At 70.8% G+C, this 19,377-nt stretch carries 15 protein-coding genes; 6 read left to right on the forward strand and 9 right to left on the reverse strand.

Features of this window, described 5'->3' with window-relative positions; genetic code table 11:
* The first annotated feature begins 53 nt into the window (after positions 1 to 53).
* The 3 genes from WMF11_RS45550 (at position 54) to WMF11_RS45560 (ending at position 4,496) form a co-directional block, all read left to right on the forward strand.
* Positions 54 to 2,567, forward strand: coding sequence for a GH25 family lysozyme (locus tag WMF11_RS45550; protein WP_437975188.1), 2,514 nt, complete (start codon positions 54 to 56; stop codon positions 2,565 to 2,567).
* Positions 2,568 to 2,663: 96 nt separating this feature from the next.
* Positions 2,664 to 3,563 carry a M20/M25/M40 family metallo-hydrolase gene (locus WMF11_RS45555; protein WP_437975189.1) on the forward strand — a complete coding sequence of 300 codons (900 nt, stop codon included), beginning with the start codon at positions 2,664 to 2,666 and terminating at the stop codon, positions 3,561 to 3,563.
* Positions 3,564 to 3,575: 12 nt separating this feature from the next.
* Positions 3,576 to 4,496 (forward strand): SMP-30/gluconolactonase/LRE family protein, encoded by a 921-nt coding sequence (locus WMF11_RS45560; protein ID WP_437975190.1) that lies wholly within the window; start codon positions 3,576 to 3,578, stop codon positions 4,494 to 4,496.
* On the opposite strand, the gene WMF11_RS45565 is transcribed toward WMF11_RS45560, so the two are convergent.
* The 7 genes from WMF11_RS45565 to WMF11_RS45595 form a co-directional block, all read right to left on the reverse strand.
* Entirely contained in the window at positions 4,497 to 5,465 is a 969-nt protein-coding gene (locus tag WMF11_RS45565) for an ABC transporter permease (RefSeq protein ID WP_437975191.1), read from the reverse strand.
* Positions 5,466 to 5,470: 5 nt separating this feature from the next.
* The gene (locus WMF11_RS45570; protein WP_437546954.1) at positions 5,471 to 6,526 is read right to left on the reverse strand and encodes an ABC transporter permease; all 1,056 of its coding nucleotides are present in this window, start codon (positions 6,524 to 6,526) and stop codon (positions 5,471 to 5,473) included.
* On the reverse strand, positions 6,523 to 8,091 hold the full coding sequence (locus tag WMF11_RS45575) for a sugar ABC transporter ATP-binding protein (protein ID WP_437905349.1): 1,569 nt from the start codon (positions 8,089 to 8,091) through the stop codon (positions 6,523 to 6,525). The genes WMF11_RS45570 and WMF11_RS45575 overlap by 4 nt, the downstream gene beginning before the upstream one ends.
* Positions 8,092 to 8,158: 67 nt before the next feature.
* Positions 8,159 to 9,400: a sugar ABC transporter substrate-binding protein gene (locus tag WMF11_RS45580; protein ID WP_437905350.1), complete on the reverse strand. Its 1,242-nt coding sequence runs from the start codon at positions 9,398 to 9,400 to the stop codon at positions 8,159 to 8,161.
* A gap of 441 nt (positions 9,401 to 9,841) precedes the next feature.
* Complete coding sequence (locus tag WMF11_RS45585) at positions 9,842 to 11,791, reverse strand: YjhG/YagF family D-xylonate dehydratase (protein WP_437975192.1); 1,950 nt, start codon at positions 11,789 to 11,791, stop codon at positions 9,842 to 9,844.
* Positions 11,788 to 13,302: an aldehyde dehydrogenase (NADP(+)) gene (locus WMF11_RS45590; RefSeq protein ID WP_437975193.1), complete on the reverse strand. Its 1,515-nt coding sequence runs from the start codon at positions 13,300 to 13,302 to the stop codon at positions 11,788 to 11,790. Before WMF11_RS45590 ends, WMF11_RS45585 begins: the two co-directional genes overlap by 4 nt.
* Before the next feature lie 11 nt (positions 13,303 to 13,313).
* A complete protein-coding gene (locus WMF11_RS45595) occupies positions 13,314 to 14,186 on the reverse strand; it encodes a fumarylacetoacetate hydrolase family protein (protein WP_437975194.1) in 873 nt (290 codons plus the stop codon).
* Between the two features lie 322 nt (positions 14,187 to 14,508).
* Here WMF11_RS45595 and WMF11_RS45600 point away from each other — a divergent pair, with 322 nt between their 5' ends.
* Positions 14,509 to 15,183 carry a dual specificity protein phosphatase family protein gene (locus tag WMF11_RS45600; RefSeq protein WP_437975195.1) on the forward strand — a complete coding sequence of 225 codons (675 nt, stop codon included), beginning with the start codon at positions 14,509 to 14,511 and terminating at the stop codon, positions 15,181 to 15,183.
* A 221-nt stretch (positions 15,184 to 15,404) separates the two neighbouring features.
* Positions 15,405 to 15,575 (forward strand): 50S ribosomal protein L33, encoded by a 171-nt coding sequence (gene rpmG, locus WMF11_RS45605; RefSeq protein WP_012240854.1) that lies wholly within the window; start codon positions 15,405 to 15,407, stop codon positions 15,573 to 15,575.
* Between the two features lie 98 nt (positions 15,576 to 15,673).
* Here the strand turns inward: rpmG and zigA are convergent, their stop codons facing one another.
* Positions 15,674 to 16,918 (reverse strand): zinc metallochaperone GTPase ZigA, encoded by a 1,245-nt coding sequence (gene zigA, locus WMF11_RS45610; protein ID WP_437975196.1) that lies wholly within the window; start codon positions 16,916 to 16,918, stop codon positions 15,674 to 15,676.
* 337 nt (positions 16,919 to 17,255) lie between these two features.
* Between zigA and WMF11_RS45615 the strand changes: the two genes are divergently transcribed.
* Positions 17,256 to 18,650, forward strand: a complete 1,395-nt coding sequence (locus WMF11_RS45615; RefSeq protein WP_437975197.1) for an MATE family efflux transporter — start codon at positions 17,256 to 17,258, stop codon at positions 18,648 to 18,650.
* Between the two features lie 42 nt (positions 18,651 to 18,692).
* On the opposite strand, the gene WMF11_RS45620 is transcribed toward WMF11_RS45615, so the two are convergent.
* Positions 18,693 to 19,325 (reverse strand): TetR/AcrR family transcriptional regulator, encoded by a 633-nt coding sequence (locus WMF11_RS45620; RefSeq protein WP_437975198.1) that lies wholly within the window; start codon positions 19,323 to 19,325, stop codon positions 18,693 to 18,695.
* Between the last annotated feature and the right edge of the window lie 52 nt (positions 19,326 to 19,377).

Consider the following 19,377-nt stretch of genomic DNA (forward strand, 5'->3'; position numbering starts at 1 on the left):
ACGGCTCTCGGGCACGAGGCCGCGCTCCGCGCGTGCGGGGGAGGTGAAAGCCTATGTTGAGCGGAGCTGATGTTTCGGTCCACCAGGGAAGTATCCAGTGGGACGCGTTCGCCTCACGGCTCGATTTCGTCTTCATCCGGGCGACGTTCGGGACGGAGGGGGTCGACAGGAAGTTCGCGACCAACCGGGCCGAGGCCGCGCGCTGCGGGCTCCTCCGAGGGTACTATCACTATGCGTTGCCGCGCCTCGACGCGGCCGAGCAGGCGCAGAAGCTCTGCAGCGCGGTCGGCGACCTCGAGCCCGGGGAGCTCGACATCGTGCTCGATCTCGAGGAGACGCAGCACGCGGGCAACAGCGGCCATGTCTGGACGTCGCAGGACACCCTGGCTCTTCAGGTGTGGACCCGCCGCTTCGTCCAGGAGGTGAAGTCGCGCTACCCGGGCCGCTCGGTCATCCTCTATACCCGTCATGACTTCTGGCGCGATCACCTCGGCGGCAGCTCCGAGTTCGTCGACTGCCCGCTCTGGATCGCGAACTATACCTATGGCCTCGACTCGGTGCGGGCGAGGCCCCCGGCCAACCCGAAGGAATGGGCGGACTGGGCGCACAGGAAGCCGCTCAGGGCCTGGGACCCCTGGTCTGCGTGGTCGTTCTGGCAGATCACCGCCAAGGCCGTGATGCCGGGCGTCCGGACCAACACCGTGGACGCCAACCTGTTCAATGGAACGGTGAGCGATCTGCGGCGCCTCGCCCGGCTCGAGGCCGGGTCCGTGACGTCTGAGACGTCTGAGCCGCTGCCTACGGCCGACGCGCTCTGCCAGAAGCTGCTCTCGCAAGCGGATGACAGATACATCTTCGGGCACGAGGTGCGCCTGACCGATCCCAACCCCTCCGCGTTCGATTGCTCCGAGCTCATCGAGTGGGGCTGCGCCCAGCTCGCCGTCGAGCCTGCGATGCCTGACGGCTCCTGGATGCAGGCGCGCCACGTGAAGGCGGCGCGGCTGCTCATGCCGGTGGACACGGCGATCGCGACCCGCGGCGCCCTCCTGTTCCGCTTCTCGACAGACCCGTTCACGGGCGGGCGCCCCGAGCACGCCCACGTGGCCATGAGCCTGGGCGACGGCCGCACCATCGAGGCGCGCGACACCGCGCATGGCGTCGGCGTGTTCCCGGCGCTGGACCGCGGCTGGACGCACGCGGGCCGGATCCCGGGCCTCGACTACGGCGCCGCGCCGCCCGGCGGCGGGCTCGCGCGCGGCGCCAAGGGGCCCGAGGTGAAGGCCTGGCAACAGCACCTGTTGATGTGGCGTGCCGGGCTCCTGCCGCAGTCCGGCGCGGACGGCGACTTCGGCGAGGAGACCGAGGCGGCCACGCGGATCTTCCAGCAGGAGATGGGGTTGCCCGTGACCGGCGCGGTCGGGCCCGAGACGCGCGACGCCATGCAGCGCGCGCTGCCGCGCCCGCCCTGCGCGCTCGAGCTGCCGCGCGCGCTGGGCCGCGCGCTGCTGGGCATCGTCGGCCAGGGGGCGGCCGCGGGAGGCGCGGCGCGCGCGGCGGGGCCGCAGGCAGCGCTCCAGGGAGCGGCGAGCGGGTCGACGGCGATGGCGACCCCGGGCCACGACGCGGCCGGCGTTCGCAGCTACACGTTCGCGCAGAGCGGCTTCCGGTTCACGGTGACCGCCACCCCCGAGCCGGTCGCGGCGGCTCGGGCGAACGACGCCGGGGGCGCCGTGGCGTTCTTCGCGTCGAGCCAGGCGCAGCCCGGGTCCGCGCGTCTGGCGCCCATGTTCGACGGGACGGGCCTCGACTGGCTGCCGCCGCGCGATCCGGGCGCGCTCACCGGCACGAGGTTCTACGAGCAGGTCCGGGGCCTGTCGCTCGCGGCGCGGGAAGAGCTCTTCCTCCAGGAGGTGCTGCGGGGGAACGTGCCCAGCTTCCTGCGCCGCTTCCATCGCGTCACGGTCGAGGCGCCCGACGGAAAGCGGGGCGTCGCGTACGTGTGCGCCGACTACCTGGCGATCGGCCCGGACACCGATTTCCTGCGCATGCCGCTCACCGGCGTCACCGCCCAGCGCGTCGCGGATGCGTGCGGCTGCGTGCTGCCGACGAAGAAGCTCGTGAAGGACATTTATGCCGCCTCGCGGAAGCAGACGGCCATCCCGTTCGATCCCGAGGACGGCACCAAGGTGGAGCGCTTTCGTGACCACCACCTGGCCATCGAGCAGCACCGGGTCGGCGAGCTCGGCGAGCTGCTCGCCGGACACAAGAAGGACGTCGTGGTGACCAACCGGCTGCACCACCACGCGCGCCGGCTGGCGATCTTCGGCTTCTACAAGGCGGACGGCAAGCCGTGGCAGCCGCTGGACACGTCGCTCCGGCGGCGGCTGCCGCACGAGGACACCTACGCCGACTACAGCCACGGGGTGCGGCTGATCGGCGGCCTGATGGCCCTCGGGTCGGATCAGCGCTGCGTGGCCGACGTCCTGCTCGACCCGGCGCTGTGCGGCCTCGTGAGCGACGAGGGGATCATCAGCGTTCCGAGGTACGAAGTGCACCCGCTCGGGTGACCGTTGCGGTCGTTTTGCCGCGGCCGAACAGCGGGGAAGGGTGAGGGGAGGGGTAGGGCTCGGCTACACTCCGCCGGTAGCAGGAGGAGCCCCGCGATGGAGCTGAGACGCACGAAGGCCATGGGCGATCACGGCAGCCTGATCGACGCGCTCGCGTCGATCAGCGAGGCGGAGCTGCTCGACGCGATCGTCGCGCTCGCGAGGCCGCGGCACATGTTCCGCCAGCGCGCGGAGAACCGCCGCGCGGCGCAGTACGTCGCCGCCGCGCTGGAGGAGCGGGGCTACGCCGTCGAGACCGAGGGCGAGCTCGGGAACGTGGTCGCGATGCCCCGAGCCCCGGTCGACCGCCCGATGATCCTCGTCGGGGCGCACTACGACAGCGTGCCCGACACGCCCGGCGCCGACGACAACGCGAGCGGGATCGCCGCGATGCTCGCCTGCGCGAGGGCGCTCTCGCGCTTCGAGCCGGCCCCGCCGGTGGGCTTCGTGGCCTGGAACGGCGAGGAGGACGGGCTGCTCGGCAGCGTCGAGTTCGTGGCGCGCCATCGAACGCAGGGCGGGGCGCCGATCGCCGCCGTGCACGTGCTGGAGATGGTCGGCTACGCGAGCCACGAGCCGGGATCCCAGCGGATGCCGGTCCCGGTCGCCGGGGCGCCGGACGTCGGCGACTTCATCGGGCTGCTCACGAACCACCGGTCGAACCACCTCGTGGAGCTCGCCGCGAAGCAGGCAGAGGCGCTGGTCCCCGAGCTGCCGGTCGTGGGCCTCAAGGTCTACCTCGGCCTCGAAGAGTGGCTCCCCGTGCTCCACCGGAGCGATCACTCGCCGTTCTGGAAGGCGAAGATCCCCGCCATGCTGTGGACCGACACGGCGGAGTTCCGCAACCCGAACTACCACCGCCCGACGGACACCCCCGAGACGCTCGACTATGGCTTCATGCGCCGCGTGACGCAGCTCGTCCTCGCGACGGTGACGCGGCAGGTCCGGACCGGCTAGAAGGAGAACCCGATGGTCATCGAGCTGACCCCGAGCTTCCAGGTAATCGACGCGCGCTTCCGCAAGCTCGCGTTCCCGCACGTGCACGTCGAGAAGCTGTACACGGGCTGCCGCTGGGCGGAGGGGCCGGCGTGGTTCCCGGCGGGGCGCTACCTCGTCTGGTCGGACATCCCGAACGACCGCATGATGCGCTGGGACGAGACCGACGGCTCGGTCTCGGTGTTCCGCCAGCCCGCGATGAACTCCAACGGCCACGCGGTCGACCTGCAGGGCCGCCTCGTGTCCTGCGAGCACCGCGGCCGCTGCATCTCGCGCACCGAGCACGACGGCTCGCGCACGGTGCTCGCGTCGCACTTCGAGGGAAAGCGGCTGAACTCGCCGAACGACGTGATCGTGAAGTCCGACGGCAGCGTCTGGTTCAGCGACCCGAGCTACGGCATCGACAGCGACTACGAAGGCGACGCGTCGCCGAGCGAGCAGGGCGCGCAGCGCGTCTACCGCCTCGACCCGGCCTCGGGTGCGCTGACGGTCGCCGCGGACGACTTCGTGCAGCCCAACGGCCTCGCCTTCTCGCCGGACGAGTCGCTGCTGTACATCGCCGACACCGGCGCGACGCACGTGAAGGACGGCCCGCACCACGTGCGCAAGTTCCGCGTCGACGCGAAGGGCACGCTGACCGGCGGCGAGGTGTTCGCGACCTGCCCCGTCGGCTTATACGACGGCTTCCGCGTCGACGTGCACGGCAACCTGTGGCTGTCGGCCGGCGACGGCGTGCACTGCCACGCGAGCGACGGCGCGCTCCTCGGAAAGGTGCTGATCCCCGAGACGGTGTCCAACGTCTGCTTCGGCGGCGCCAAGCGCAACCGCCTCTTCATCTGCGGCACCACCTCGCTGTACGCGGTCTATCTGAACACCCGCGGCGCCGGACGCTAGTCAGCGTCCCTCCTGATGCTGTCGGCCGTAGACCAGCAGCATGGCGATGATCACGGCGCCGTAGATGATCTGGCGGCCGGCCTCGGGCATCTGCAGCACGCTGAGCATGCTCTGGAGCAGCACGATGAGGATGGTGCCGAGGACGGTGCCGAGGTACGTCCCGCGCCCGCCCATGATGTTGGTCCCGCCGATCACCACCGCGGCGATGGCCGGCATGAGGTAATCGTTGCCCATGGCCTGGTAGGCCTTGTGCGAGAAACCGGCCAGCAGCATACCGGTCATGGCGGAGCACACGCCGCACATCACGAACGCGCCGATCAGCACCAGGTGCGTTCTGACGCCCGATAGGTAAACGGCCTGCTCCTGGTTGCCCACGGCATAGATGTAGCGGCCGAGCGCGGTCCTCTTCAGCACGAAGGTGGCGACGCCGCCGACCAGGATCCAGACGAACAGCGAGTTCGGGATGGAGAGCGTCCTGCCCACGGCCAGGACCTCCATCCACGCCGGCGCCTCGCTGCGCGGAGCGAAGCCGCCCGTGTAGAGCACCATCAGCCCCTGAAGCACGGTGTTCGTGCCCAGCGTGAAGATCATCGAGGGCACGCGCAGGTAGGCCACGCCGAGCCCGTTCAAGAGACCCGCGGCGGCGCCGACGGCCAGGCCGCAGGGCAACGCGGCCCAGCCGCCCATCCCCGCGGCCAGCATGGCGCTCGAGGTGAGCACCCACGGCAGCGAGAGATCGATGTGACCGAGCAGGATCACGATCATCATGCCCGTGGCGGCCACGCCCAGGAAGGCCGCGATCTGCAGCTGTTGCAGGATGTAATACGGGCTCAGGAAGCTCAGCGTGCCCTGGGTGACCAGCGTGCCGATCGAGCCGCACACGAGGACGACGCCGATCGACAGCAGCGCGTACCAGGTCGGCTTGTCGATCTCGCCGAGTCGGCTCTTGAGGGAGAGGGGCTGTTGCATCGAGCTCACCTGAAGACGTGCAGCCGGTTCTTGACGCGGATGACCCAGAGCGCGCCGAGGCAGACGGCCGCGAGCAGGATGAGGCCCTCGAACAGCGGCTGGTAGAGCGGGTTGGCGAGGAGGCCCAGCGCCGAGCCCTCGTCGAAGACGCGGAAGTTGAAGGCGACGGAGCGGAGCACCAGCGCGCCGAAGAGCGATCCGATGGCGCCGCCGATCCCCCCGTACAGCGAGGTGCCCCCGATCACGACGCTGGCGATGGAGTTCAGCGTGTAGGAGCCGGCTTGCGGGATGTCGGCGTTGCCCGACGTCGTTTGCAGCGCGAGGTAGAGGCCGCCGACGCTGGCGAAGAACCCCGACAGCGTGTACGCGGCCAGCTTGACGCGCTTGATGCGGACGCCCGACATGTACGCCGCCTCCTGCGACGCGCCGACGGCATAAGCGCCGAGGCCGTAGCGGGTGCGGCGGTAGTAGGCCCAGAGCAGCGCGAGCAGCGCCATCCAGATCGCGGGCGACGGGATCTGGCCGACGAAGCCGAGCGCGCCGTCGAGGGGGGCGGCGCCCGCGACCTGCAGCAGCTCGTTGAGATCGAAGGTGGCCGCGAACGCCAGATCGCCGTCGACCTGGCCGCCGGGCGTCGGTCTCAGGAACAGCGCGACGCCGAGGAAGATCGTGCCCGAGGCCAGCGTGGCGATGATCGGTTGCAGGCGGCCATAGACCACGAGGCAGCCGTTGAGCAGGCCCGCCGCCATGCCCACAGCCAGGCACAGCAGGATGCCGAGGAACATCGTGAGCGCGCTGCCGGCAAGGACGTGCGAGGCCACGCAGTTGACGAGCGTGATCACCGCGCCCACCGACAGATCCAGGCCGCCGGTCAGCACGGGGATCGTCTGGGCCATGGCCGCCGCCACCAGCACGAACGACTCGTTGGCGTTCTGCCCGATCAGCGGCGCGCTGAAGCCCTTGGGATGCGACAGCGAGTAGAGCCCGTAGAACAAGATGCACAGACCGACGGCCACGAGCAGGCCCTGGTTCTGGCGCAGGCGGAGCTTCCAGTCCTTCATCGTGCCTCCGATGGCGCGCGTTCGTCTCCGCGCTTCGCGGGCTCAGGCCCGCCGCGCAGACCGAGGGCCAGGTCCAGGATGTTCTTTTCGGTGATGTCGGGCCCCACGAGCTCGCCCTGCACGCGGTTCCGGTAAAGGATGAGCACGCGATCACAGCAGCCGATCAGCTCGTCGTAGTCCGTGCTGTAGAAGAGGATGGACGTGCCGGCGTCCGCCAGCTCGCGGAGCAGCTGGTAGATCTCCTGCTTCGTGCCGACGTCGATGCCGCGGGTGGGATCGTTGAGCATCAGCAGCCGCGGCTCCGTCATGAGCCACTTGGCCAGCACGACCTTCTGCTGGTTGCCCCCGGACAGCGACGACACCGGGTGGTCGGGCGAGCCGATCTTGATCTGGATGCGGCGCACCATCTCGTCGACGCGCGCGGCCTCGCGCCGGCGGTCGAGCACCACGCCGCTCGTGAACCTGTCGAGCGACGCCAGCGACAGGTTCGTGGCGATGGACATCGGCAACATCAGGCCTTCGGTCTTCCTGTCCTCGGGCACGAGGGCGATGCCGTGCGCGCGGTCCTTGGCCTGGCGCGGGCTCGCCAGCTTGACCGGCTTGCCGTCGATCTTGATCTCGCCGCGCACATCCCTGAGCACGCCGAACAAGCCGAGGAGCAGCTCGCGCTGGCCCTGGCCGTCGAGCCCGCCGATGCCGAGGATCTCGCCCTTGCCGAGCTTGAACGACACGTCCTCGAGCTGCCGCTCCCAGCTCAGGCCGCTCACCTCGAGCAGCGTCGCCGGGAAGCTGCGGGCCGCCGGCTTCGGCGGGAAGACGTGGCCCATGTCACGGCCGATCATGAGCTCCACGATCTGGTCGTCGCTGCGCTGGCCCTTCGCGAAGGTCTCGATGTGCCGACCGTTGCGGAAGACCGACATCACATCCGCGAGCTCCTTGATCTCGTGCATGCGGTGCGAGATGTAGAGCATGCCGACGCCTTGAGCCTTGAGCTCGGCCAGGAGCTCGTAGACCTTCTTGACGTCGGTGTTGGTCAGCGCGGAGGTGGCCTCGTCCAGGATCAAGAGCCGCGGGTCCTTGCCGAGCGCCTTCGCGATCTCGACCATCTGGCGGCGCGAGAGCGGCAGGTCGCTCACCCAGGCGTTCGGGTTCACGCCCTCGCAGCCGACGCGCGCCAGGAGCTCCTCGGCCCTGCGGACCTGCGCCTTCCGATCGAAGAGCCCCAGGCGGTTCGTCGGCATGGTGATGCCGATGTTCTCGGCCACGGTCAGCGTCGGCATCAGGGACAGCTCCTGAAAGACGCAGACGATGCCGGCGGCGTTCGCCTCGATCGGGTGGTCGAACCGGACCGGCTTGCCCTGGAGCAAGAGCTCCCCGGCGCTCGGCTTGACCACGCCGCCGATGATCTTGATGAGGGTGCTCTTGCCCGCGCCGTTCTCGCCGAGGATGGCGTGCACCTTCCCCGGCTCACAGGCGAAGTCGACGCCGCTCAGGGCGGTGACGCCGCCATAGTGCTTGGAGACGGCCCGGAGCTCGAGAAGCGGAGGGCTCACCGGTTCGATCATGATGCTGGGGCGCTACTTCACGTCTGCTTGACGCTGACTCGACGTTGGCTCGACGTTTACTGGACGTCTACTTCACGTCGGATTCCGACTCGTTCATGATCTTCACGCCCGAGATGTTGACCCCGCAGGGCGGGAACTCGTTGGGCGTGAAGAAGTTGTCGGAGAGCTGGGAGAAGAAGCTCTCGCCGTCCTTCAGCGTCGTGTGATCGGCGGCGGGGATCGGCACGGAGATCATCTGCGGCATCACCTTGCCTTGCAGGCCCTCGAGCGCCGCCTTCATCGCGATGGCCGCGAGCCCCGGCGACTGGCCGAGCGACAGGCCCTTCATGCCCTTTTCGTGGTGCTTCGCGATCAGCTTGCGCACGCCGTTCTCGGCCTCCGTGGCGACCGGGATCGGCTTATGTCCGGCGTCGAGCAGCGCGCGGACGGCGCCCGTCGAGCCGCCCTGCGCGAAGAGCGCGTCGAACTGACGGTGCACGGCCAGCGCGTCGGCCACCGCCTTCTGCGCCTTGCCGTCGTCCCAGCTGCCCACCACCTCGACGATGGTGTAGCTCTTCCCCGGCGCTTCCATGACCTCGCGGAAGCCGAGGTGGCGGTCGCGATCGACGGAGTTGCCCTGCAGGCCGCGGACCTCGAGCACCTTGCCCTTCCCGCCGAGCTGCTTGTCGAGGAACTCGCCCCACTGGCGCCCCATCGCCAGCTGGTCCTCGTTGACCTGCATCACCTTGTCCGTGTCGAGCACGTTGTCGAACGGAACCAGGATGACGTCCTTCTTGTCAGCGAGCCGGATCACGCGATCGAAGCCGTCGGGGCTGACGGCCAGCGTGACGATGCCGTCGAAGCCCTGGTTGATGAAGTCCTCGATCGCGCCGAGCTGGGCCGCGACGTCGGTGCCTGTCGACACCACCTTGAACTCCTTGATCAGCGGCGCGATGGCCGGATCCTTGGCGAAGGCCTTGGCCGTCTTGACCATCTGGATGCGCCAGGCGTTCCCGACGTAGCCGTTGACGAGCGCGAGGCGGAACGGCGGCTTTCGCGCCGTCCACTGCAGATACTTGGTGTCCTGCTTCCACGGCGCGAAGCACTCCGGGTTGAAGCCGGGCCCCGGCACGACCTTGGGCCCTTGCCCGCTCGGCGCCTGCGCGGCCGCGACGCTCGGCGCCTGCGCGGCCGCGGCGCTGGCGGAGCCCCCTGCGGCCGGAGCGCTGTCGGGCTTGTCTTTGCAAGCAGACAGACCAGCGAGACCCCAGAGCCCGAGCGCACAGCTCAACACCGCCGCTGCGCGCCGCGCCGATCCACGTGACTTCAACTGGCCAATCGACATCGTGCCGCTACCTTTCGAGCAAAGAGACGTGGTCGGATGGAGACCTCTGCGGCCCATCCCACGTCGTCACGTTCTCGCCCTCACGAAAGACGAGGGCAATGTCTGCGTGCCGCCGTATCGCTCACGGCAAAAACACTGGGGTACAACGATTCGTATCTGGCGAGCGACGGTGTCGCGCGTCATCCCCGGGACACCACGCGGGTTTCGCGGGCGCCCTCACAATTCAATGACGTGATCGTCGACGCTCGTGGGGCCTACCACGACAGATCTTCTGGTTTCGGCGCTTAGGAAATCCAAACGCGATCCGGAAGTCAAGCTTCTCGTTGTGATCGTTCACATCGTACAGCCACGCTGCACGCGATGGCTGAATGATGGAACCTCACGTGATCCGCCTTTCTTCTGGAAAAATAACGCACCATCAAAAGCTCATGTGCCAGAGGAGCCCCGCTCCGCGGCGATGGCGCGACCGAGGAGCCCGATGATGCGCTCCGCATCATAGACGCAGCCACCCCAGCTGCCGCCGCTGGCATCCTGAAGCGCAGCCCACAACCGCGTATCCGGGTTGACCCGGCCGTCCGGTTGAAGGGCTGGATTGGGCGAACGGGCGGCGAGACCGCCTGCGTCCACGCCCACGACGTCCACCGTCCCCTCCAGCCTGCGCGTGTCGATGCGCAGCCGGATGCGGTCGCCGTCGCGCACGCGGCCGATCGGTCCACCCGCCCACGCCTCCGGGCTGACGTGGCCGATGCACGCCCCGGTGGAGACGCCGGAGAAACGACCGTCCGTGACCAGGGCGATACGGTGCCCGTCCTTCACGTGCTTGAGGGCAGAGGTGATCTGGTACGTCTCCGGCATCCCGATACCGGGGCCGATGCCGATCAGCACCATCACGTCGCCCGGTTGCACGGCGCCCGTCTTGATCGCCTCGATCGCCGCGTCCTCGCTGCCGAACACGCGCGCGGGCCCTTCGTGCAGATAAACGCCGTCCGGTCCGATCACCTGGGGAGCGATCGCGGTGCTCTTCACGAGCGCTCCCTCGGGCGTGAGGTTGCCGCGCAGGAAGGTCACCGTGCTGGTGAGGCCGCGCTCGCGTGCCTTCCCGGCGGACATGATCACGTCGTCCGGGTCGATGCCGTCCAGCTGCCGCAGCTTGTCGCGCAGGCGCCGGCGCCGCTCGCTGCGCTCCCACCACTCGAGGTTCTCGCCCAGGGTCAGGCCGCTGACGGTGCGCGCGCCGAGCCGCAGCAGGCCGAGCTCGCGCAGGTGGAGCATGACCTCCGGGACGCCTCCTGCGAGGAAGACCTGCACCGTGGCGTAGTGCTTCGGCCCGTTGGGCAGCACGTCCACGAGCCGCGGAACGAGGGCGTTGACGCGCGCCCAGTCGTCCACCGTGGGGCGCCGGAGCCCGGCCGCGTGGGCGATCGCCGGCACATGGAGCACCAGGTTGGTCGACCCGCCGACGGCGGCATGCAGCACCATGGCGTTGTGGACCGAGTCGTCGGTGACGATGTCCCGCGTGGTCACGCCGCGTCGCTCGAGGGCCATGAGCGCGTGCGCGGAGCGGCGGGCGAGGTCGCGCCAGATCTCGGCGCCCGACGGGCTGAGCGCGCCGTGCGGGAGGGCGAGGCCGAGCGCCTCCGCCACCACCTGGCTCGTCGCGGCCGTGCCCATGAACTGGCAGCCGCCGCCGGGGGAACCGCAGGCGCGGCAGCCCATCTCGGCGGCGTGCTCGAGGCTCACCTCCCCGCGCGCATAACGCGCCGCGAGCGTCTGGACCTTGGCGGTGTCCTCGGCCTCCTCCGCGAGGAGCGTGACGCCTCCCGGCACGATCACCGTGGGGAGGTCGGGGGTGCCGGCGAGCGCCATCAACATGGCCGGCAGGCCCTTGTCGCAGGTGGCGACGCCGAGCACGCCCCGGCGGGTGGGCAGCGAGCGTATCAGCCGTCGAAAGACGATGGCGGCGTCGTTGCGGTAAGCGAGGCTGTCGAGCATGCCGACGGTGCCATTGGTCCGCCCGTCGCACGGATCGCTGACATAGCCGGCGAACGGGATGGCCCCGCCGGCCGTGAAGGTGCGGGCTGCCTCCTCCATGAGCAGCCCCACCTCCCAGTGCCCCGTGTGGTACCCGAGCGCGATCGGTGTGCCGTCGGGCGCGCGGATCCCGCCCTGCGTGCTGAGCACGAGGAACTGCTTCCCGTTCAGGCGCGCGGGATTCCACCCCATCCCGGCGTTCTGGGTCCAGCCGAACAGCTCGCCGCTCGACATGGCGCGCAGCTGCTCGGCCCCGAGCGGGAGGCGCCCCGACGGTCCGGGCGCGGTCGTGCGCAGGGTGTAGATCGCCTCGCTGCCCGACTCGAATACCGGGTCGTGGCTCATGCGCGGGGGGCGCCAGGTGCGATGGCGTCGCGGGTGGCCCGGCCGTCGACGAGGCGCGATATTCCGAGCGGATTCTCGTCGCGGAGCTCCGGCGGGAGCAGCGCGGGTGGACACGACTGGTAGCAAACGGGGCGCGCGAAGCGGAGGATGGCCGCGGTGCCAACCGACGTGAAGCGCACGTCGCTGCTCGCTGGATACGGCCCGCCGTGGTGCATGGCGGGCGACACCTCCACGCCGGTCGGGTAGCCGCCGAAGACGAGGCGGCCCGCGACCCGGCCGAGGACATCGACGAGGTCCTGGGCGGCGGCGAGGTCGTCGGCGGTCCCGTGAAGCGTGGCGGTGAGCTGGCCGTCGAGCGCGCCGAGGAGCTGGAGCAGCTCGCCCCGGCTCGAAGCGGTGACGAGCAGCGTGTACGGCCCGAAGATCTCGTGCGCGAGGTGCGGCTCCCGCGCGAAGTCGGCGGCGGAGACGCGAGCGACGCGGGCGCCGGCGTCGGTCAGCCACTCCACGCCTCTCAGCTCCCGCACGGAGCGGTCGAACGACGCCTGGATACCGGCGTGCAGCATCACGCCGGGCGTGATGGCGCGGGCCCGGTCGGCGACCGACCGCGCGAACGCATCCCACTCGGGGGAGGCCAGCCCCAGGACAAGGCCGGGCTTGGTGCAGAACTGGCCGACGCCGAGCGTGCACGAGGTGATGAGCCCCTCGGCGATCGCGTCGCGGCGCTCGCGCAGCGCGCCGGGCAGCACGACAAACGGGTTGATGCTGCTCATCTCGGCGAAGACGGGGATGGGCCGCGGGCGGGCCGCGGCGGCGTCACAGAGGGCGCGCCCCGCGCGGGTGGACCCGGTGAAGCCCACCGCCTGGATGGCCTCGTGGCGTACCAGCGCGAGCGAGACCTCGGGCGAGGCGCCGTGCACCATGCCGAACACGCCCGCGGGCAGGCCCGCCTTCTGAACGGCGGAGCGCAGGGCCGAGGCCGCGAGCTCGGAGGTACCCGGGTGCGCCGGGTGGGCCTTGACCACGACCGGGTTGCCTGCGGCGAGGGCGGAGGCGGTGTCGCCGCCGGCGACAGAGAACGCGAGGGGGAAATTGCTCGCGCCGAAGACGGCGACCGGGCCGAGCGGCCGCAGCATGCGGCGCACGTCGGGGCGCGGGAGCGGCTTGCGGTCCGGCAGCGCGGGATCGATCCGGGCATCGACCCAGGAGCCCTCGCGCGCGACGGCGGCGAAGAGGCGCAGCTGGCCGGTGGTGCGTGCGCGTTCGCCTTCGAGGCGGGCGACGGGCAGCCCGGTTTCCCGGTGCGCGGTCTGGATCAGAGGGTCGCCGAGCGCCATGATCTCGTCGGCGGCGGTCTCCAGGAGCCGGGCGCGCATCTCCGGCGCGAGGCCGGCGAAGGCCGGCGCCGCAGCGACGGCGGCGCGGGCGGCGGCGTCGATCTCGGCGGCGGTGGCGTCACGGTAGGCGCCGAGTTTTTCGCCAGTGGCGGCGTTGTGGGCGAGAAATTCCATGGGGCGCCTCGTCAACCTCGAGATACGGGGTTTGCCAGCGTGCCGACGCCGTGGATCGTGATCTCCACGAGGTCGTCAGGCTCCAGGGTGAACGAGTCCGGCGGGACGATGCCGGTCCCGGTCATGAGGATGACGCCCGCGGGGAAGCTCAGCTCGCGCGTGAGGTAGGCGACGAGCTCCTCGGGCGAGCGCCGCATGCTCGCGGTCGAGGTCTTCCCCGCGAACACCGCCTCGCCCCTGCGCCGGATCGCGAGCTCGATGGAGAGCGCGCGCAGGTTCAGCCCGGGCTCGTCCGCGAGCACGATGGCGGGGCCGAGCGCGCAGCAGCCGTCGTAGACCTTCGCCTGCGGCAGGTAGAGGGGATTGTCGCCCTCGATGGAGCGCGACGAGACGTCGTTGCCGGCCGTGTAGCCGACGATTCGGCCCGCCGCGGAGACGACGAGCGAGAGCTCCGGCTCGGGCACGTTCCAGCTCGAGTCGCGGCGGATGCGCACCGGCGCGCCCGGGCCGACGACCAGGCGGGGCGTCGCCTTGAAGAACAGCTCGGGGCGCTCGGCCTCGTACACGAGGTCGTAGAAGTCGCCGCCGCCGGCGCTCTCCTCTTTGCGCGCGGCGCGCGAGCGCTCGTACGTGACGCCTGCCGCCCAGACTTCCTGCCCGTCGATCGGGGCGAGCAGCGGGACGTCGGGCGGGAGAGGGTGGGCTTCGACACGCGCGCGCGCGTGCGCGTCGCGCACCGCGCCGAGGGGATCCGGCAAGGTGAGCCACGAGGCGACGGACGCGAACGCCTCCGGGGACGCCGCCGTGAGGTCGTGGCGCGCTCCCCGCTCGTCCTCGAGCCCGAGCCGAGGACCGCCACCGCTCGCAAACCGAAACAGCTTCATGTCCGCACCTTCCTACAGGGTCGTCCCGTCGATCGCGATGCCAGGGCCGCGCGGCCTTGCGCGTCCCCCCACGCACTCTCGATGCAATCCTGGAATCGCTTCAACACGTCTCTCACGCTGCCTCCGCGGGAACGCCCCGGGGCACCGTGGGTGCCGTGTTGAAGGCCATCACGCGCTCGCGCAGCGTCGACCGCATGATCCACCATTTGCGCGCTCTGTAAAGCCTGTATTCGCTCCATGATGCGTGGCGCAGCGCGTCCTGGCGACGGTGATGCGGCAGGCTCGCGCCGGCTGAGCCCGGGCCGTACGATCGGGCCGCTCGATGCGCTACGGCTCCTTGTTCATCGCGCTGAGCGCGTCGCTCCTGTGGCTCGCCGTCGTCGCCGGCGGCACCGGGCTCGCCCTGCTCTGGCCGGCGCTGAGCTTCGCCCTCGTCGGCGCTGCCTACCTGGCGCGCCAGCCCGCCCTGCTAGGAAAGCGGGTCGACGGCACGCTGGCGTGGTGGGCCTGCCTGCTGTTCGCGCCGTACTTCTTGCTCACGTGGTCGATATGGCACGGCGAGCGCCTGCTCGGGCGTGAGGACTGCGCGAACGAGGTGGTGCCGGGGCTCTGGGTCGGTCGGCGCCCCTGCGGGCAGGAGCTACCGGAAGGCGTGCGGGTGATCGTGGACCTGACGGCGGAGTTTCCCGCCGCCGCCGCGATGCGCCGCCATCCAGGTTACCTGTGTGTGCCGGTGCTCGACGGCACAGCTCCCGAAGCGGACGCGCTGCGTGAGCTCATCCATCGACTGCACGGCAAGGCGGCGATCTACCTGCATTGCGCGTCCGGCCATGGTCGCTCGGCGACGATCGCGGCAGCCTTGCTGTTGAATCGGGGGCTCGCGGCGAACGTGAGCGAGGCGGAGGGCCAGCTCCGGCTCCGGCGACCGGGGATCCGGCTGAACGCCGCGCAGCGGCGATCTCTTGAGGGAATGCTGACTCGACGTGAGGGTGGGTGACCCTGTTCGCAGGGTCGCCTCGCTCCGGGGGAGCCCGGTGCACGCGAAGCGCCGCCGCGACGAAGACTCATGAGACGAGAAGCCATGAGTCTTCGCCGTTGATGCAATCTATTTGCATCAGAGGCGAGGCTGAAGTAATGGTGTCGCATCCAGCAGGTCAGGCGATCCGCCGCTGCCGCGGAGCGCGGCCTGACGCCGAACGGCGACAAGGAGGGCACCTCATGCGCGATGTCATCAAGCTCGTCTCCTCTGCAGGGACGGGTCACTGCTACTACACGACGAAGAACAAACGGACGATGACGGAGAAGATGCAGATGAAGAAGTACGATCCGATCGCCCGCAAACATGTGATCTTCACGGAAGGGAAGATCTCGAAGGGAGGAGGCAAGTAATCGCGACTCCAGCGCTCGCGGTCGTGCAGCCAGCGTGGATGCGCTGCGCTGCATGACCGCGCCGCCGAGGCCGCGTCAGCCATCCTGCAGGGAGCGCCTTAGGCCCGCAGCTGCGCCAGCCCGGCCTCGCTCTCCTGATCACTCGGCTCACTCGCGTCCTCCCACGCCGGGAAGGGATCCTCGAACCGGCTCCAGGCGGCAGGCCCCACGGCCATCTCGTCCGGCGTGAGCAAGCAGGCGTCGAGCCCGCGCGTGAGCTCCTCTCGGACCATGTCGACGCCGATGAACACGATCTCCTGCCGCCGGTCCCCCCAGACCGGGTGCCACGCGGCGCACGGCCGGTCGTCCTCCGGCCGCTCCTCCTCCGGCAAGGCGGCGTACCAGAGCCCCGCCGCCTCGAACGAGGCGGCGCCGCCCGCCTGCGACCAGGCGCCTGTGATGTCCATGCGCGTCGCCAGCCAGAAGAACCCCTTGGAGCGGAGCACTCCATCCCAGGCGGCCGCCCCGTGGAGGAAGGCCCAGAGCCGCTCCGGGTGCATCGGGCGCTCCGCGGAGTAGACGAAGCTCTCGATCCCGTACTCCTCGGTCTCGGGGACGTGCTCCCCGCGCAGCTCCCGCATCCAGCCGGGCGAGCGCGCCGCCTCCTCGAAATCGAAGCGCCCGGTGCCGAGGATCTCGCGAGGATCGACCCGGCCGCGGCAGGCCCTGACGATCCGGGCGCCGGGGTTCAGGTGCAGCAGCATCGCCGTGAGCCGCTCCACCTCGTCATCGCTCACGAGATCCGTCTTGTTGAGCACGAGCACGTTCGCGAACTCGATCTGCTCGACGAGCAGATCCGCGACCGTGCGCTCATCGTCGCCGTCCAGCGCGGCCTCGCGCGCGCGCAGGTCGTCGGCGCTCGTCCAGTCGGCGAGGAACCGCTGCGCGTCGACGACGGTGACCAGCGTGTCGAGCCGGGCGACCTCCGAGAGGCTCTTGCCCGTCGCCGGGTCGTCGAAGGTGAACGTCTCGGCGACCGGGAGCGGCTCCGAGATGCCCGTCGACTCGATCAGCAGGTAGTCGAAGCGCCCCTCGGCCGCCAGGCGGGCCACCTCGACAAGGAGATCCTCCCGGAGCGTGCAGCAGATGCAGCCGTTCGACATCTCGACGAGCCGCTCCTCCACGCGGCGCAGCGCAGCGCCCCCGCCCCGGACGAGCGCGGCGTCGACGTTGACCTCGCTCATGTCGTTGACGATCACCGCGACGCGCATCGAATCGCGGTTCGCGAGGACATGGTTGAGCAGCGTGGTCTTGCCGGCGCCCAGGAAGCCGGACAGCACGGTCACAGGAAGCTTTTGCGTCACGTCGAGGTCCTCTCTCGCCAGCGCCTGCGCGCTCCAGCGCGGGCGGGTGCGCCTGCCGCGCGCGCGGCGCGGGGTGAACGAGGTGCATCCGCGGCCGCGGCGCGATCGGCCGGGCCCAGGTCTGGCGTGGGCTCGAGTTAATGCAACAAAATGTCATTTGCAACATTTGCAATAAAATATCCTCTGTCGCCGAGAGGTACGCCGCACACCTCGCGCGCGGGCCGGCGCGCCGCGGCCCCACGCGCCGAGACCGACCCGATCGCCGCGCCCAGCGCGGGCCGCCTTGCCGCCTGCTCGCTCGCCTCGACGGGCGCCGGCTCGGCGCTACGGTAGCCGCGTGGGCGCGACAGGCTCCCCGACGGCCCAGCGCGCCGCCCCCGCGGCGCGGGAATGGGCGGCGCTGGCGGGGCAGGTCTGGCGGCTCGCCTGGCCCGCGATCACGCACATGCTGCTCCTGACGCTGGTCTTCCTCGTCGGGCGCGGCATGGTCGGTCGCTACTCCACGACCGCGCTCGCCTCGATGCAGATCTGCGGGACGCTCACGTGGACCATCGTCTCCGTCTTCAGCGCCACGTCCGCCGGCACGCTCGCCGTCGTCGCGCGCAGCGTGGGCGGCGGCGATCGCGACGCGGCCGCCGCGGCGGCGCGCGCCTCGCTTCTCTTCGCGCTCGCCCTCGGGGCGGCGATCGCGCTGCCGCTGCTCCTCGCCTGCGGCCCGCTGCTCCGCGCGCTCTTCCCGCACGCCGGCGGGGCGGTCATCGAGCAGGCGGCCGCGTACCTCGGGATCGTGCTTCCGGCGCTCCCGCTCGCGTTCGTCGAGGCCACCGCCGCGGCGGCGCTGCAGGGCGTCGGCGACACGAGGACGCCGCTCGCCGTGGCCACCCTCGGCAACCTCGTCAACGTGGCGGTCAGCGCCGTCCTCATCTTCGGCCACCTCGGACTGCCCGCGCTCGGCGTGCGCGGCGCGGCCGTCGGCGTCGCGTGCACCATGGCGACCGAGGCGCTGCTGCTCACCGCGGCGCTCCTGTCGCGATCGAGCCCGCTGCCCCTCCGGCCAGCGCCGGGCGCCGCCCCGCAGGCGAGCGCCGCGGCGCTCGCGCGGGTCCTCCGGGTCGCGCTGCCGGCGTTCGCCGAGCGCTCCGCCTACCACGCCGGCTACATGGGGTTCGTCGCGATCATCGGGCTGCTCGGCGCCGCCGCGATGGCCGCGAACCAGGCGCTCATCGCCGTCGAGTCGGTCTGCTTCCTGTCCGCCGAAGGGTTCGGCATCGCCGCCGGGGCGCTCATGGCGCAGCGCCTCGGCGCGCGCAGCCCCCGCGACGCGGCGCGCGTGGGGCTCGTCGCGGCCCTCATGGCCATCGTCGCCCTCTCCGCGTTCGGCGTCCTGTTCGCGCTCGTTCCGCGCCCGCTCCTGCTCGCGTTCTCCAGCGACCCCGCGCTCCTCGCGCTCGGAGAGCGCGCGCTCCCCGTGGCCGCCGTGGCGCAGCCGTTCATGGCGTTCGCCACGGTCATGGGGATGGGGCTCCGCGGCGCCGGCGACACCCGGACCGTGCTCGCCGTCACGCTGGTCTGCTCGCTGCTCGTCCGGCTCGGCGGGACGTGGCTGTTCGCGGTGCCCCTCGGCCACGGGCTCGTCGGCGTCTGGATGGGGAGCACCGCCGACTGGATCTGCCGCAGCGCGCTCCTCGCCGTCGCCTTCGCGCGCGGCCGCTGGAAGTCCCTCGCCGTCTGACCCGCGCCCGGGCGCCGCGCCGTCCCCGCCGCCCCCCGCGGCTCAGGCCCGCTTCCGGCTGTCGGGGCGCAGCACGCCCTGGAGGATCACGTCGATGACGTGGGAGAGCTGGGCCTCGTCCACGACCGTGCGATCCGCGAGCATCTTGTGCCGGAGATAGGCCGCGAGCAGCTCGCACGGCAGCAGCGGATCCGCGCTCGGCGCGACCTCGCCGCGCGCGACCGCGGCCTCGATGATGGCCAGCAGCCCTGCCTCCTGGACCGCGCGCAGGGAGCGGGCGATGGTCATGAGCTCCGAGTCGAGCCCCTCGGACAGGCACACGTGAAAGAGGCTCTGCCCCACCGGCGACGTCTGGATCTCGATGATCGCGCGCCCGAGCGCGACAAGGTCCCCGCGCAGCGAGCCCGTGTTCGGCGGGATGATCTTCTCGTCCGTGACCGACAGGAGCGCGGCCCGCACCAGATCCTCCTTCGTCGGCCAGCGCCGGTAGACCGTGGTCTTGTTGACCCCCGCGCGCGTGGCCACGTCCTCGATCCGGAGCGCGCGGTACCCCGCGCTGGCGAGCTCCTCCAGCGTGGCGGCGAGGATGCCCCGCACGACAGGCTCGCCGCGCACGAGCGCGCGCGTCTTCGCGGAGCCTCGCTTCGCCGTGCGCTTCGCCGTCGTCGCCTGCATCAACCGTCATTGAAGTTCCGCCGCGCGGCACACGCCAGCCCAATTTCACGGC

This window comes from Sorangium sp. So ce295, assembly GCF_051527405.1.
Lineage (GTDB): Bacteria > Myxococcota_A > Polyangia > Polyangiales > Polyangiaceae > Sorangium > Sorangium cellulosum_B.